The sequence below is a fragment of the Lentilactobacillus parabuchneri DSM 5707 = NBRC 107865 genome (genome assembly GCF_001435315.1).
GTDB classification, from domain to species: Bacteria; Bacillota; Bacilli; order Lactobacillales; family Lactobacillaceae; genus Lentilactobacillus; species Lentilactobacillus parabuchneri.
Window position 1 is genome coordinate 380,165 of sequence record NZ_AZGK01000001.1, and the last position, 14,110, is coordinate 394,274.

Genomic DNA, 14,110 nt, shown 5'->3' on the forward strand with positions numbered 1-14,110 from the left:
AATATTGCCTCGTATTTCCCCTTATTTATACATTTAATGTTATCTGAAAAACGCTCATAAATAAAGGGTTAATCGCATTATTTATCAAACATTTGTCAAAAACATGTCATAAATACGCAAAGTTTTGAAAATTCCAGAAATCGGCCATCAAAATCCCATGGTTTTCCACCCTAACGCCAAAAAAGAAGTCGAACAACGATCGACTTCTTTTAAAGTGGTTTTCTCAGGTAATCAACTTTTATTTGACCACATACGCGTCTTTGTAATTGTAAGTTGCCCCCGCTGTATTGTAGATAATTCCCTTAACTTTGCTGCTCAACAAGTTTTTGCTTGCAGATTGATAAAGTGGCGTAACCCCTTGATTTTCAAGCAAAATATTTTGCGCCTTGGTCATGTCTTCAAACCGTTTGTCGGCATTACCAGCATCGGTTGTTGATGACGCTTTGATCAAGCGGTCATATTGTTTGCTTGACCATTGCGGTACGTTACTTGGGTTATTGGTCGTCAAAATGTTCAAGAATGTGATTGGGTCAGCGAAATCTGCATACCAATCAGCCATGGTAACCTGATAGTTATGTGTTTTTTGCCGTGAAAGCAGCGTTTGGAATGGAATGTTCCGTAAACTAACGGTTAACCCAGGCAGGTTCTGTTGCAATTGTGACTGCAAGTATTCACTGACTTGCTTTTGAGCAAACTCATCTGAACTCAATAAGGTAAAATGCATCTTTGAAATTCCGAGTTCCTTTAATCCCTGTTTCCATAATGCTTTGGCCTTCGTCGGATTATACGTCATCGACGCCGGCTTGGCAGTGGTTGCGGTGAAGTCCTTTCCGGTCTTCGGGTTAATGGAAAGCCCCTTGGAAACAAAGCTTTGGGAATTAAATGAACCGTCACCGAGAATTTTCTTGGTTAGTTGATCGCGATTGACGGCCATTGAAATTGCCTGACGAATTTTCAAGTTCTTGAATAAGCGATTCTTTTGGTTAAATGCCAGGTAATAACAACTGGACGTTTCGCGGGTCACCATATTTTTATCGTTCTTAAGGTTTTTAGCTAACACCCCAGATAAGCCAACGTACTGCAGCTTACCTGTTTTAAACTGGTTATACCCGGTTGACGGGTCTTTGGTGACTTGGTAGTGAAGCTTATCAAGTTTGACGTGTTTTTTATCCCAGTAATCCGAATTTTTGGCAAGTGTCCAGGTCATCCCGGTTCCATTCCAATCACTCAACTTAAACGGGCCGTTATAAACCATGTCTGAACTCTTGGTGCCGTAATCATTGCCATACTTTTCAACAACTTTTTGATTTTGTGGGAAGAATAACGGAAATCCCATCAGTAGTTTAAAGTATGGAATTTTCTTCTCCAAGTTGACAACTAACTTGTAGTCGCCTTCTGCTTTGACACCCAGCGTTTTGTATGACTTCTTGTTGGCTTGAATGGCATCCGCGTTCTTGATGCCGGAGAATAAGTAGCCGTACTGGGATGCCGTTTTTGGATTAACGGTCCGTTGCCAAGAGTAGACAAAATCTTTGGCAGTTACCGGATCACCGTTACTCCACTTGGTTCCCTTACGAAGGGTAAATGTATACGTTAATCCATCGTTTGTGATGGCCGTCTTGGTTGCCAACGCGTTTTCGATCTTACTATTCTTCCCAAGCCGGTAAAGCCCCTCATCGATGTTGTTTAAGACCTCAAACGTTTGAACCGACGTTGTCTTGGATAAATCAACGGTCGACAGCTCTGAATCCACTGCTGTGGTAAAGACCTGTTTATCCGCTAATTTCCCCGACCCACTTTTTTGACTTGAACAACCGGTTAAGATGACGCCCAACCCAACCATACACACGAGTTTGAAACTCATTAAATTGACTTTCATAATTAGTACCACTCCTCAATTTCCAAAGTAATAGGAACCCTCATTTTATATGTTTTTGATTAGATTTTCATGAGATACATTAAGTAAAAGAAGCCCGCAACCGTGCACCAACGTTTGTAAGTGCACGATTGCGAGCTTCTTGATATTTCTTAAATAACACCCATCAAAGTGCGAATCATTTAGTTTAAATGATTAATATTTTTCGAGGTATTGATCACGTTCCCAGCCGGATACTTGGGTCCGGTATGAGTCGTATTCAAGGTTCTTAGCTTCAATAAAGCTGTTATACAGATGTTCACCGAGTGCCTTTTTCATCGTTTCATCAGCTGATAAATCCTTCAATGCATTATGGAGAGTGTCAGGCAGATTCGTGATGTGGCTCTTTTGACGTTCTTCAGCATCCATGCGGTAGATGTTACGGTCGATACTGTGTTCTGGTTCGATCTTGTTACGAAGACCGTCAAGTCCGGCTTCCAAGACGCAGGCGATTGCAAGATATGGGTTAGCCGTTGGATCCACGCTACGAAGTTCCAACCGAGTCGAGTTGCCTCGAGCACTTGGAATTCGGATGAGTGGTGAACGGTTTGAGCCTGACCAAGCAACGTAAACAGGTGCTTCATAGCCTGGAACCAAACGCTTGTATGAGTTAACAATTGGGTTACATACAGCTGTAAATGAACGGGCGTGCTTCAGCAAGCCGCCAAGGAAGTAGTAAGCTTCTTGAGAGATTTCCAATTCACCGTTCTTGTCGTAGAAGGTGTTACCCTTATCGTCAAACAACGACATGTTCAAATGCATTCCGGAACCATTGATGCCGCTTAATGGCTTTGGCATGAAGGTTGCGTATAGACCATACTTACGTGCAACGGTCTTAACAACCAGCTTAAATGTTTGAATGTTATCGGCAGCTGCCAATGCGTCAGCGTACTTAAAGTCAATTTCATGTTGGCCAGGAGCAACTTCATGATGGGCAGCTTCAACATCGAAGCCCATTTCTTCAAGGGTCAAAACAATTTCACGTCGACAATTTTCACCAAGATCCATTGGTGCCATGTCGAAGTAACTTCCCTTATCATTCAGATGTAAAGTTGGCTCACCGTTTTCATTCATCTTGAATAAGAAGAATTCTGGTTCAGGCCCAATATTGAATGATGTGAAGCCGGCCTTCTTCATGTCACCAAGTACTCGGATCAGGTTGTTACGAGGATCGGCTGCGTAAGGTTCGCCATTTGGACGGTAAACTTGGCAGATAACCCGAGCAATCTTGCCACGATCAGTACTCCATGGGAAGATCATCCATGTTGAAAGGTCAGGGTAAAGGTACATATCACTTTCTTCAATTCGAACGAAGCCTTCAATTGAAGAGCCGTCAAACATTAATTTGTTATCAAGCAGTTTGTCCAATTGTGTGATTGGAACTTCAACGTTCTTGATCGTGCCAAACAAATCCGTGAACATCAAACGTAAAAATTTGACGTCCTCATCTTTTACCATGCTACGAATATCATCTTTTGAGTAATCATGTTTTGTGGCCATCTATATAACGCTCCTATCAGTGATTTAATTTGTTCAAACTATTCGGATCATCAAATGACGAAGAAGGCGGCTTCAGTCCACCAATGTTCAAAAACTCATCTTGAAGAATTTTTCTGACATCACTGTCGGTAAGTCCTTTTTCAAGGTTGCGTTTTCGTTCGTCTTCCAACTGGGATTGCTTCTTATAGACTTCCTTGATGCCGGAAATGTTAAGCCCGTCATCCAAGTAATCTTTAATTTCTAAAAGCCGGTCAACGTCATTCAATGAATACATTCGTCGATTCCCTTCATTTCGGAGGGGCTTGATCAATTCCTGCTGTTCATAATACCTGATTTGCCTGGCTGTCAAGTCAGTCAGCTTCATTACAGTTCCAATCGGCAGAACTGACATTGAGCGCCGTAGTTCCTTCTCTCGCATTGTTCACCTCCTAAATCTTGTACCTATAATACCATTACCAAAAGCAAAGTCAAGGCCAAATGTCACATTTTATAACATGAAATTACATTTCTTGATGATTCAACCATTTTCTGACGTCTGCTTCAATCTGTGTGATTGTTTCTGGGTGTTCAACCAGGTTATACCAATTGGGTCGCGTCTTATTTCGAAACCACGTTAACTGCCGTTTGGCATAATGTCTGGAATCTTTTTTCACCAGGTCAACCGCTTCTTCCAAAGTGATATCGCCCTTAAAATACGGGTAAAATTCATGGTAGCCAATTCCCTTGCCTGCCTGATATTCAGTTCCGTGATGGGCATAGAGAAATTTGGCCTCCTCAAGTAAGCCGGCCGCCATCATCATATCCACCCGTTGATTGATTCGTTGATAAAGCAGCGCCCGATCGGTGGTTAATCCAATCAAGAACGCGTCAAAGGACCTGCCATCATTTTTTTGATCAGAAAATCGGCGGCCAGTTTTTATGTAGACTTCCAATGCCCGAATCACACGGCGGACGTTATTGACGGGAATTTCAGCCGCAGCTTGAGGATCTACTTCTGCCAACCGGTCGTGGAGGGCTTGGTTGCCTTTTTCGTCAGCCTGTTCGCGGAGCTGTTTTCTAAGGTCGGCATTTTGATATTGATCACCTCCCAGCTCCAAGCCGTCGAGTAACGCCTGAAGATAAAAGCCGGTGCCACCAACAATGATTGGCAGCTTGCCTGAAGAAGTGATTAAGTCAATGGCTTTAATTGCTTCGGAAACAAAATCAGCCACTGAGAAGCGCTCGTCAATGTCTCGAATGTCGATCAAATGATGGGTGATCCCATCCATTTCTTTTGCGGTCACTTTTGCCGTTCCAATGTCGAGTCCGCGATAAACCTGCATCGAATCACCGGAAATGATTTCACCGTTGAATTGATGAGCAAGTTGAATGGACAATGCCGTTTTGCCGACAGCAGTTGGACCGACAATCGCGAGAACTTTCTTCATTCCAAGCCACCTCTCATTTCAGCCCTCAACTGGACAGCTCTTGCCGGATAGTCGGTAATAATGGCCGCCATGTTCCGCTCAAAGCAATATTGCATGTCCTCGGTAGAATTAACCGTCCATGGGCGTAAAAGCGCTGCAGGGGCGAAAAATGGGTGCCGTTTGAGCCAGCGGATATCGGGATGAAAATCAGAAATCAGATGCCCCTTTTTTAATGTTTTGGCCTCTTTTGCGGCCGTCTTAAACAATTTTGCACCGGACGTTTTCGGATCAAGACTATTTAAGATCTCCAACGAATGGGCATTGAAGCTTGAATAAATTAGCTGGAATGGATAATCAATCGAGGAAAAGTAGTCAAAAACCGCTTTTTCAATGCCGGGATACTGAATCTTGTTGGTTTTTAACTCCAAATTAAAAATTCCGGTAAATTGATCTTTAATCAGAAGCTCAACGACTTCTTGAAGTGTGGGTACGGCAGTCCCTTTGAACTCTTCGCTGAAACGAATTCCGGCATCTAAATGCTTAATCTCCGCTAGATTTTTATCCACAATTCGACCTGAACCATTCGTTGTTCGATCGACGGTTTCATCGTGCATGATAATGAATTGCTGATCCTTGGAAAAATGAACGTCGGTCTCAATACCGTCTGCTCCGTCATCAATAGCGGTTTGAAAAGAAATCAATGTGTTTTCAGGCCGGTTGCCCTTGCTTCCCCGATGAGCAATAATTTTGGTGTCAATTTTCACAATAAAACTCCTTTTGAACGATTATTTAGTCAATTAACTAGATATCTGAATTAAAATAAAGCATAATGAATGTATAAACAAGCATTGGAGGGTTTAGATATGAAACATTTTACTAACGGACTCATTGTCGGTGTTCTCGGAACGGTTGCTGCTGGTGTTGGCGCATTGTTGACTTTCAAGAAGTCAGTCGTTGACCCAATTGAAGACGAAGAACAAAAGTTTGAATCAAACCGTAAAAAGGCAATGCGTAAGAGCCGCGCCGCACACCATGGATAATCGTTTATCCAGTAAAATTTAAAAATTGAATTTTATGAAATAAAAAATGGACTATGAGCAAGATTTGCTCATAGTCCTATTTTATCAATAATTGCTCTTTTTTTCCTTACCATTCCAGCCTTGATAACCACTTTTTAAGATGTACAGGTCTTTATAACCCTTCTTGCTTAAAAATAAGGCAGCTCGTTTGCTGATGGTTTTTCCCTGGTCATACATATAAACAGGTAAATCTGGCCGAAGCTGAGTGTAAAAGTTTCTAATTGTCGAATAAGGAAGACTACGTGCTCCTAAAATATGACCATCTTTGAAACTTTTCTGCTCACGTAAATCAATCACTTGGGCTTTACGCATACCCTTTTGGAATTCGTCATTCTTTAAGTAAGTAGCGGCTTGTTTTACCCGCATATTTTGAATGATGGTATATCCTCCCCAAGCGATTAAAATAACGACCAATATGATGGTCATGACTAAGTTTCCTGTATTTGCTCCAATTATCAACTAAAACATCCTTCTTTCAGATTTTTATTTTGCTGCAAATGGTTGGTTGTTTCTAAATTGTAATGCCAGTGAGGCAGCACCAATGACACCGGCATCGTTTCCTAATTGTGCCAACTTCAATTTGGTTGAATCCCGAACTGAAGGAAACGCATTTTCCTGGAAGTAACGGGTGGTTGGCTGCAGCAGCGTATTGCCGGCATTTGAAACCCCACCACCAATGATAATATTTTCAGGATTAAGGGTGTTTCCAATGTGTGATAACGCCAAACCTAAGTAAGAACAAACCCGATCAACAATTTGGTTGGCCAAAATATCACCGTTATCAGCAAGGAAGAACACCATCTTGGAAGTTAAGTCTTCGTCACCATCAATTAGTTCTTTGATCCGTGACTTACCGGTAAAGGTCTGTGCCATATCCTTTGCGATGTGGACAACCCCGGTTGCTGAAGCGTACTGTTCCAAACAACCGCGTTTGCCACATGTACATTGATAGCCGTTTGGTACAACGGTAATGTGGCCGACTTCTCCGGCGCCACCATTAATGCCGTGGACCAACTTGCCATTCGCAATGACACCACCACCAACACCGGTTCCCAGTGTGATGAAAACAACATCTTGGGCAGTATCGCCGGCACCTTTCCAATACTCACCAAGAGCGGCACTGTTAGCGTCGTTATCGATGATAATTGGTAAGTTCAAGTTCGCCGAAATAGTTGCCCCAACCGGTTGCACGATATCCCAGCCAAGATTGTAGGCGCCGACAACGGTTCCTTTTTCACGATCAACGGCGCCCGGCGTCCCCATTCCAATACCAAAAAAGTCTTCAGTATTGTAGTCTTCCTTGCGCATCTGATCACTAATTGATTTGATCATGTTTGGAACGATGTGGCTTCCATGTTCGCTAATATCAGTTGGGATTCGCCACTTTGCGAGAATATTTCCCTTTGTGTCAATAAACGCAAACTTCGTTGTGGTTCCACCTAAATCAATTCCGATTAATTTCTTTGCCAATGTAACTTCCCCTACCTTCTTGTTTTTCTTCAATCCGATGCTCTCGGGTTAAAACCAATTTTGCATGAATAAACTCGTCATGACTAATCAGCTGGGCTTTGTGAAGGTGATCCAACTCCAACGCCATGACCTCGATGTCCCAAAGCCGTTTGCCGACATATACATAAATATCAAATTTTTTCAGCAGTTGCTGAACATCATACAGCGTTTTCATTATCTCACATCCTCCTTCAAAATTGTTTTAATTCCGAAAATTCTTAAAATTTTGCCTGCATCCCTATTGTATACAAAACGAAAACGATTACAACCAGCATAATTGCCGCAATCACCCGTTTGACCCGGCTGGTCTTTGAAAAACCAACGCCAGTCACGTACGCAATTAAAAAGCCACCCACTAAGCCACCAATGTGTCCCGCAATATCGATGCCGGAAACAAAGATGTCCGTCCCAATATTCAGCACGATAAATAGCAGAAACGTTTTGGCCATTGACACGATTGCCGGATTCTTGGAAAAACTTTCACCCAGCATTAAAAAAGCGCCGAACAAACCAAAGATCGCCGTACTGGCACCGGCAGACAATCCGCTGTTGAACGCAAAACTGCCTAAATTTCCCACGATTCCGGACACAAAGAAAATGATGGTAAACCGCCAGTGGCCAAATAGCTGCTCAACGTACTGACCTATAAAATACAAGGTAATCCCATTCATTAGGATGTGGGTGAATCCAATGTGAATAAAAATGGGTGTCACAAGTCGCCAATATTGCCCGGCTCGAATCAATGGATTATATTTGGCACCAAACTCAACCAAGGTTACCGGATTTTCGGTTCCCCCCATCACCGACATTAGTCCAAACACAACCACCATCGCTGCGAGCAGCAGGTACGTTACGTAAGGTTTGTCTTTAATATTACTCATAACCCCTCCTGATCTTCGCTAAAAATAAGTTGATCGATTGGAACATCGAACGTTTCAACATCCCACACCGGTTGTTCAAAAAGTTGGACCGGGGTTGCAATTGAAATGCTGACCCCTTCAAAGCCCTTCAAGAAGCGATCATAAAAGCCGCCACCATAGCCAACCCGATAATGATTTCTTGAAAATGCCAATCCTGGGACAATTAAGACATCCATTTGATTTTTAGCGATAACCGTTCCATTAACGGGTTCAATCGTCCCAAACTTTGTCTGATTGAGTTGCGTCTTTTCTTCCAACAGGACAAATTCCATTTGCCGATGGGGCAACGTCCTTGGAACCGCCACTTGGATATCATGTGCCAGTGCCTCGTGAATAATTGGTTGGGTATCCAGTTCATCATCCATACTCAACGTCACACCAATCGTGCGACTATTGTTAAACGCTGGACTATCAAACAGCCGTTGGTATAGTGCGGCTAATTTGGGCTTGTTAGTCGAATCCTTCAGAAAATCATGCAATTTGGTTGTTTGCAGTTCTCGAAGTGCCCGCTTTGATTGAACTATTTCTGCCATCATATCACCTGATTGTTTGATCGTCAGTATCAATTAATTCATTTGGATATAAAAAAGGTTTGGGTAATTACCCAAGCCTTATTTGGTTTCCCGATGTAACGTTACTTTACGCTCGCGTGGGCAATACTTGTTAAGCTCCAAACGGTCAGGATTGTTTCGACGGTTCTTGCTAGATAAGTAAGTACGTTCATGGCATTCAGTACATTCCATTGTAATGTGTACTCGCATGGAATACGACCTCCAAACTTTTTTAAAAATAGCTAGTCTAATAGCCTCAACTTAAAATATTTTATCATCAATTAAGATAAATTACTAGGATAAAATAGATAAATGTTAAGTACTTTTACTTAACAGTCGAAGTTGATTGGACCGTGCTCCAGTAGGCCGCATAAATCTTCTTGGCCAGCTGCATATTGTTACTTTCCGCGTTCACTCCCAAGTTTGGCATTGCCAGAGCAACCACCACTTGTGGATGAGTCGATGGTGCATACGAAGCCAGACTTAACGTAACCGTCTCGTTGCCGTTATAGAAGGTCTGAGCAGTACCCGTCTTAGCGGAAATTTCAGGCTTGATCGTATCAAGTGCGCCCCCGGTCTTATACGTGTTGGTTCCGTGGACCACTCGATAAAGACCAGTCGTTACGACATTGCGTTCAGCGGGTGTCATGTTGATGTAGTTGAGAACCTTTGGCATCACAGTTGCCTTGACCGTTCCTAATTTTCCGTTCTGGCTGGTTCCCCGAATTGCTTGAACAACGTGTGGCTCAATTCGGTAACCACCGTTGGCAATTGTCGAAATGTATTGGGCAACCTGCATGGTTGTATAGGCATCATAGTTTCCAAATGATAGATCCAGCGCACTTCCAATATGACTCCGTCCACTTGCACCCTTTAAACCAGTTGATTCACCGGGAATATCGATACCGGTTTTCACGCCGAGGCCAAATTGATTAAAGTAGCCGCGCATCGTATTGAAGATGCTAGGATTCATTGTTAAGGCGCCACCTTCTACGTATTTAAAGTGAGCTTCTTTCATGGCTAACTGCATCATATAAGAGTTTGATGAAACCTGAAGTGCATCACTGGCATCAACAGAAATATTTGCATGGCCATTGTGGTTGAACCACGAAGACTTCTTGACCCCGCCAGTTGTGATCGGCTGGTCGGTTAATGTGCTGTTAGTAGGTGTGATAACGTGGTCCATCAAGGCACCGGAAACCATTGCCCCTTTGACAACAGACCCCATTACAATTGAACTGTTCATTGTTCCCAAAACATTATCAGTAATCTTGGAGGTCTTTGGATTGCGATCGACGCCCCCCATACCGATAATTGCGCCAGTATTAGGATTCATAACCACAGCGTAAGTTCCGGTAGAATTCCCACCGGCACTGGATTCAGCAGAACGAACCAACGCCTGAAGCTTCTTCTGGAATTTTGCATTAATGGTCAGCTGAAGGTTATCACCCTTTTGGCCACCGTACTTTTTAATTTCTTTTTTGATTTGATTATCACTATTCAGGACAATCTGGGTCTGAGATTTGGTTCCGCGAAGAACGGGTTCATACTGGCGTTCCAAATAACTTTGGCCGACGCTATCGTTTCGTGAATAGCCTTGAGCCAATAATTCATTAATCCGATCACTTGGAAGACCACTCTTTTCGTTTGAAACTGTTCCGGTGATTCCTTGAATCGACTGTCCATTTGGATAATTTCGACTCCAACTGGTTCCAACATTGACACCAGGCATATCAGCCAAATGCTCACCAACCAAAGCAACCTCACGTTGGCTCACGTTATCATCCTTAATGTTAACGGTTGATAATTGATAAGCACTACTCATCTTTGCAAAAATCGTTGCAGCATTCTTGGTGGCTTTTGAGAAGGTCGAGCTCGGATAATTTTCAACCTTGGCAACAGCTTTGTCATACTTGGCGTCAGCTGAATACCCCGAAATGCCTGGAATTTGCTTTTCAACCTTTGCTAAAGTCGTTTCGTCAGATAAGTAATAATCGGCTAATTGCCGTTTCGTTAAACTACTGGTTGGAACCGTAATGTATTTTGCAAGCCGATTCGCCACGTTATACATGTCAGACGACAAGACATTAACGCCTTTTGTATAAACAATGGCTTGGTGAGCGGAATTTCCAACCAAAACCTGGCCAGTAGAATCAAAAATCATCCCTCGCTGAACATTCCCACTCACAACAGATGTGTCAGACCGGTTAACTTCAGCCTTGAATTTGGAACCGTACATCACTTGCAAATATGCAAGTTGTGTCAGCAGTGCCACAAATAAAATGCCGACAATGATAAAAATGATGTTAATGCGAAACGGCAGTGACGCCGCTTTGCTTTTAGTAGTTTTTGAATTTCGTTTCTTAAAAATTTTCACAATATTAACTCCTTGCCATGAAACTTATTCTATCAAATTTTTGAAACAAAAACTAGAACCGGTAGTCAATCTTTAACTTATTATGATATTCTATAATGTGTTAATCACTATTAAAAAGGATGTAAATTATGAAATCAAAGAAGATCACAAAAGTATCCATTCTCGTACTCTGCTTTTTGGTACCAGTCTTAATCAGCATGAGTTATTTTATCTTTCGACACTTCGCGCCCTTTGGTAATTCGTCTGTCATGACGGTCGACCTCGGGCAGCAGTACATTGATTTTTTCACTAATTACCATGATACCTTATTACATAGCCCAAGTGGCTTTTTATTCTCATTTTCCAAAGCTTTGGGAGGCGACATGCTGGGAACTTGGGCTTACTACCTAATGAGTCCGCTTAACTTGATCATGTTGCTGTTCCCACTATCCAAACTGCCAAGCGTGCTTGGCATCATTACCATTTTGAAGTATGGATTGGCAGGCCTGAGTTTTGGTTACTTCCTGATGAAGGTTACCAAACACGTTGGCTGGTCAATTGTTGGTTTTGCCGCATCCTATTCGATGATGGGCTGGATTGTTGCCAACCAATTTAACATGCTTTGGACAGATGTCTTGTTTGTCTTGCCAATGATCTTTTTAGGCCTTTCAAAGATTCTGAAAAACGAGTCCAGTGCCATTTACATCATCAGCTTAACTGCGATGCTGGTTATCAACTACTACATGAGTTGGATGATTGCAATTTTCCTCACTGCCTTCATGCTCATCTATTGGGCCGCCAAGGCACTTCCGGTCAAAAACCAAACCCAGGCCAAAGCTGTTTTAAAATGGCTTAAGGCCTCAATTCTAAGTGGTATTTTGGCCGCCTGGCTGTTGGTTCCAACTTTCTTCTCGTTATTGGGGAGCAAGACACAATATTCAAAGGGTCAATATAAGATTAAATTTGAATATAATCCCCTTGATATGATTGGAAAGTTCTTTAACGGATCGGTCAACTTTAACGAATTACCTGCCGGCACTGCCAATATTTTTGTCGCCAGCGTTGTCATTGTTTTGTTTGTTTATTACTTCTTTATCCCGACAATCAAACGTAACGTTAAATTCGCAAATCTGGGACTGACCGTCTTTATGATCCTCTCAATGTGCTTTCAGCCGCTGGATCTGTTCTGGCACGGGATGCAGTTGCCGGTTTGGTACACATTTCGGTTCTCCTACCTATTCTCATTTTGGATGATCTTTACGGCCTTTCAGGCATTCCTCCATATTTTAGATGAGGGAATTAACTGGAAAGGCTACCTCGTGACAGCGGTTGTCATGGTTTTAGGTGTTCTTTACGTCGTCTGGCGCGGCAAACATCTGGAGTATATGCGCCACATGGACTTTGTCTGGGGATGCATTTACCTGGTTGTCTCACTTGGATTAGTGATCTTTATCGGCCTTTATCGACGAAATCTTGTCTTGGGGATCACCCTGGCGATTTTAATGAGTGGCGAAATGGCCCTGAATATGGTAACTTCATTGAATCATCTAGATTATTTAAAAGCAACAGACTACACGGCATTTGAACGTGTGATTCGAAAACATGTCGGCGCCATTCAGAAAAAAGACCGTGGATTCTATCGCTTGGGAACAACATTCTCACGGACAAAAAACGATGCTTTCACCGGGAACTTTAATGGTGGTTCTATCTTCTCCTCAACGCTTGAATCGTCGACTTCACAATTCTTTAAAAACATTGGTCAACCAAATGGTGATTCGTTTGTCCTCTATTCAAACGGAACCATGTTTACGGATTCGCTCCTGAACATGAAGTACTATATGAGTCACCAAATTCCTGAAGCCAACCCAAATAAGAAGCCGAAAAAACAGTTGCTAACAACGATGACCCGAAAGCCTGATTACAACAACTATACGTTATTGGACCAAGATCAACTCATCGGTACCTATCAAAATCCATATGCCGTTCCAATTGGGTTCTTAAGTCCCGAATCGGGAATGAAACAGAATGAAATTGCGAAAAGTCCGATCACGTATCAAAATGAAATTGCCCATCGATTGGATCCCAAAATCAACAATTTATTTGAACCGGCTAAATACACGGACATTCGATATAACAATATTCAGCCAATTTCACAACTTAATAATGCTGTTTTGAAAAAGAAGAATTTACTGGAAATGTCTTACATTATCTTCACGGTTCCAATTGAAAAGAATACGTCATACTACATGACCTTGGGAACTGAAATCAATAAGGGCAATATTTCAATTTCGGTTGATGGCCAAGCCCAAACGCAGTTTACACCATCCGAGAAAACAATCATTGCCAACATCGCAACGGGAACCACGATTAACACAACTGCGAATGTGCAAATCTTTGTCAATAAGAATAACGCCCTCCTTCAAGACGTTAAGCTTTACAAGGTTCATAACTCAAAGATCGCCCAATTCTCTAAGGATTTAAACAGTCATCCATATAAGGTTACCAAGTGGAATGATCATCAATTAACCGGTACGGTTGATGTGAAATCAAATAACCAGTCGTTAACGACCACCATTCCATTTGAAAAAGGTTGGCACGCGACTGTCGATGGTAAGTCGGTTAAGCCTAAGCAATGGGCAAAAATGTTTACCTATATTCCAATTAGCAAAGGCCATCATAAGGTTGTCTTTACTTACTGGCCGCAGGGATTATTTGCGGGAATCTGGATCACTGTCTTCGGTTTTGCGTTCATTGGAACCGAGTACTTCTTGAAGAGACGGCGCAACGCAAAAGCACTCACAAAACAAACACCGTCGGATTCAAAATAAGTTTGTCGTCTTAAAAATATCGAACCAAAATAAAAATGGGAGTGTG

The 14,110-nt window shown here is 42.4% G+C and carries 14 protein-coding genes; 2 read left to right on the forward strand and 12 right to left on the reverse strand.

Annotated features, from left to right (window positions below; translation table 11 throughout):
- Nucleotides 1-238: 238 nt before the first annotated feature.
- The 5 genes from FC51_RS01950 to FC51_RS01970 form a co-directional block, all read right to left on the reverse strand.
- On the reverse strand, nucleotides 239-1,879 hold the full coding sequence (locus tag FC51_RS01950) for a peptide ABC transporter substrate-binding protein (RefSeq protein WP_057910397.1): 1,641 nt from the start codon (nucleotides 1,877-1,879) through the stop codon (nucleotides 239-241).
- A 192-nt stretch (nucleotides 1,880-2,071) separates the two neighbouring features.
- A complete protein-coding gene (glnA, locus tag FC51_RS01955) occupies nucleotides 2,072-3,415 on the reverse strand; it encodes a type I glutamate--ammonia ligase (RefSeq protein WP_057910398.1) in 1,344 nt (447 codons plus the stop codon).
- Nucleotides 3,416-3,431: 16 nt separating this feature from the next.
- Complete coding sequence (locus tag FC51_RS01960) at nucleotides 3,432-3,833, reverse strand: MerR family transcriptional regulator (RefSeq protein WP_057910399.1); 402 nt, start codon at nucleotides 3,831-3,833, stop codon at nucleotides 3,432-3,434.
- Nucleotides 3,834-3,915: 82 nt separating this feature from the next.
- Complete coding sequence (gene miaA / locus FC51_RS01965) at nucleotides 3,916-4,842, reverse strand: tRNA (adenosine(37)-N6)-dimethylallyltransferase MiaA (protein ID WP_057910400.1); 927 nt, start codon at nucleotides 4,840-4,842, stop codon at nucleotides 3,916-3,918.
- Nucleotides 4,839-5,585 (reverse strand): glycerophosphodiester phosphodiesterase family protein, encoded by a 747-nt coding sequence (locus FC51_RS01970; RefSeq protein ID WP_057910401.1) that lies wholly within the window; start codon nucleotides 5,583-5,585, stop codon nucleotides 4,839-4,841. Before FC51_RS01970 ends, miaA begins: the two co-directional genes overlap by 4 nt.
- A 99-nt stretch (nucleotides 5,586-5,684) precedes the next feature.
- Here FC51_RS01970 and FC51_RS12060 point away from each other — a divergent pair, with 99 nt between their 5' ends.
- Nucleotides 5,685-5,861, forward strand: a complete 177-nt coding sequence (locus tag FC51_RS12060) for a DUF3042 family protein (RefSeq protein ID WP_065203869.1) — start codon at nucleotides 5,685-5,687, stop codon at nucleotides 5,859-5,861.
- An 84-nt stretch (nucleotides 5,862-5,945) separates the two neighbouring features.
- Here the strand turns inward: FC51_RS12060 and FC51_RS01975 are convergent, their stop codons facing one another.
- From FC51_RS01975 to FC51_RS02000, 7 genes are all read right to left on the reverse strand, one after another.
- Complete coding sequence (locus tag FC51_RS01975; protein WP_057910402.1) at nucleotides 5,946-6,326, reverse strand: rhodanese-like domain-containing protein; 381 nt, start codon at nucleotides 6,324-6,326, stop codon at nucleotides 5,946-5,948.
- 57 nt (nucleotides 6,327-6,383) lie between these two features.
- Nucleotides 6,384-7,370 (reverse strand): ROK family glucokinase, encoded by a 987-nt coding sequence (locus FC51_RS01980; RefSeq protein ID WP_057910403.1) that lies wholly within the window; start codon nucleotides 7,368-7,370, stop codon nucleotides 6,384-6,386.
- Nucleotides 7,345-7,584: a YqgQ family protein gene (locus FC51_RS01985; protein ID WP_057910404.1), complete on the reverse strand. Its 240-nt coding sequence runs from the start codon at nucleotides 7,582-7,584 to the stop codon at nucleotides 7,345-7,347. Before FC51_RS01985 ends, FC51_RS01980 begins: the two co-directional genes overlap by 26 nt.
- A 43-nt stretch (nucleotides 7,585-7,627) precedes the next feature.
- Nucleotides 7,628-8,290 (reverse strand): rhomboid family intramembrane serine protease, encoded by a 663-nt coding sequence (locus FC51_RS01990; protein WP_057910405.1) that lies wholly within the window; start codon nucleotides 8,288-8,290, stop codon nucleotides 7,628-7,630.
- The gene (locus FC51_RS01995; RefSeq protein ID WP_057910406.1) at nucleotides 8,287-8,862 is read right to left on the reverse strand and encodes a 5-formyltetrahydrofolate cyclo-ligase; all 576 of its coding nucleotides are present in this window, start codon (nucleotides 8,860-8,862) and stop codon (nucleotides 8,287-8,289) included. The genes FC51_RS01990 and FC51_RS01995 overlap by 4 nt, the downstream gene beginning before the upstream one ends.
- A gap of 78 nt (nucleotides 8,863-8,940) precedes the next feature.
- The gene (rpmG, locus tag FC51_RS12065) at nucleotides 8,941-9,090 is read right to left on the reverse strand and encodes a 50S ribosomal protein L33 (RefSeq protein WP_075141331.1); all 150 of its coding nucleotides are present in this window, start codon (nucleotides 9,088-9,090) and stop codon (nucleotides 8,941-8,943) included.
- Nucleotides 9,091-9,205: 115 nt separating this feature from the next.
- A complete protein-coding gene (locus tag FC51_RS02000; RefSeq protein ID WP_057910407.1) occupies nucleotides 9,206-11,257 on the reverse strand; it encodes a peptidoglycan D,D-transpeptidase FtsI family protein in 2,052 nt (683 codons plus the stop codon).
- A 128-nt stretch (nucleotides 11,258-11,385) separates the two neighbouring features.
- Here FC51_RS02000 and FC51_RS02005 point away from each other — a divergent pair, with 128 nt between their 5' ends.
- Nucleotides 11,386-14,064 carry a YfhO family protein gene (locus tag FC51_RS02005; RefSeq protein ID WP_057910408.1) on the forward strand — a complete coding sequence of 893 codons (2,679 nt, stop codon included), beginning with the start codon at nucleotides 11,386-11,388 and terminating at the stop codon, nucleotides 14,062-14,064.
- The last annotated feature ends 46 nt before the right edge of the window (nucleotides 14,065-14,110 follow it).

Coding starts and splice junctions, on each gene's coding strand:
- FC51_RS01950 (WP_057910397.1), bottom strand. CDS start 1,879: ATGAAAGTCAATTTAATGAGTTTCAAACTCGTGTGTATGGTTGGGTTG.
- FC51_RS01990 (WP_057910405.1), bottom strand. CDS start 8,290: ATGAGTAATATTAAAGACAAACCTTACGTAACGTACCTGCTGCTCGCA.
- FC51_RS01975 (WP_057910402.1), bottom strand. CDS start 6,326: ATGACCATCATATTGGTCGTTATTTTAATCGCTTGGGGAGGATATACC.
- FC51_RS02005 (WP_057910408.1), top strand. CDS start 11,386: ATGAAATCAAAGAAGATCACAAAAGTATCCATTCTCGTACTCTGCTTT.
- FC51_RS01995 (WP_057910406.1), bottom strand. CDS start 8,862: ATGGCAGAAATAGTTCAATCAAAGCGGGCACTTCGAGAACTGCAAACA.
- miaA (WP_057910400.1), bottom strand. CDS start 4,842: ATGAAGAAAGTTCTCGCGATTGTCGGTCCAACTGCTGTCGGCAAAACG.
- rpmG (WP_075141331.1), bottom strand. CDS start 9,090: ATGCGAGTACACATTACAATGGAATGTACTGAATGCCATGAACGTACT.
- FC51_RS12060 (WP_065203869.1), top strand. CDS start 5,685: ATGAAACATTTTACTAACGGACTCATTGTCGGTGTTCTCGGAACGGTT.
- glnA (WP_057910398.1), bottom strand. CDS start 3,415: ATGGCCACAAAACATGATTACTCAAAAGATGATATTCGTAGCATGGTA.
- FC51_RS01960 (WP_057910399.1), bottom strand. CDS start 3,833: ATGCGAGAGAAGGAACTACGGCGCTCAATGTCAGTTCTGCCGATTGGA.
- FC51_RS01985 (WP_057910404.1), bottom strand. CDS start 7,584: ATGAAAACGCTGTATGATGTTCAGCAACTGCTGAAAAAATTTGATATT.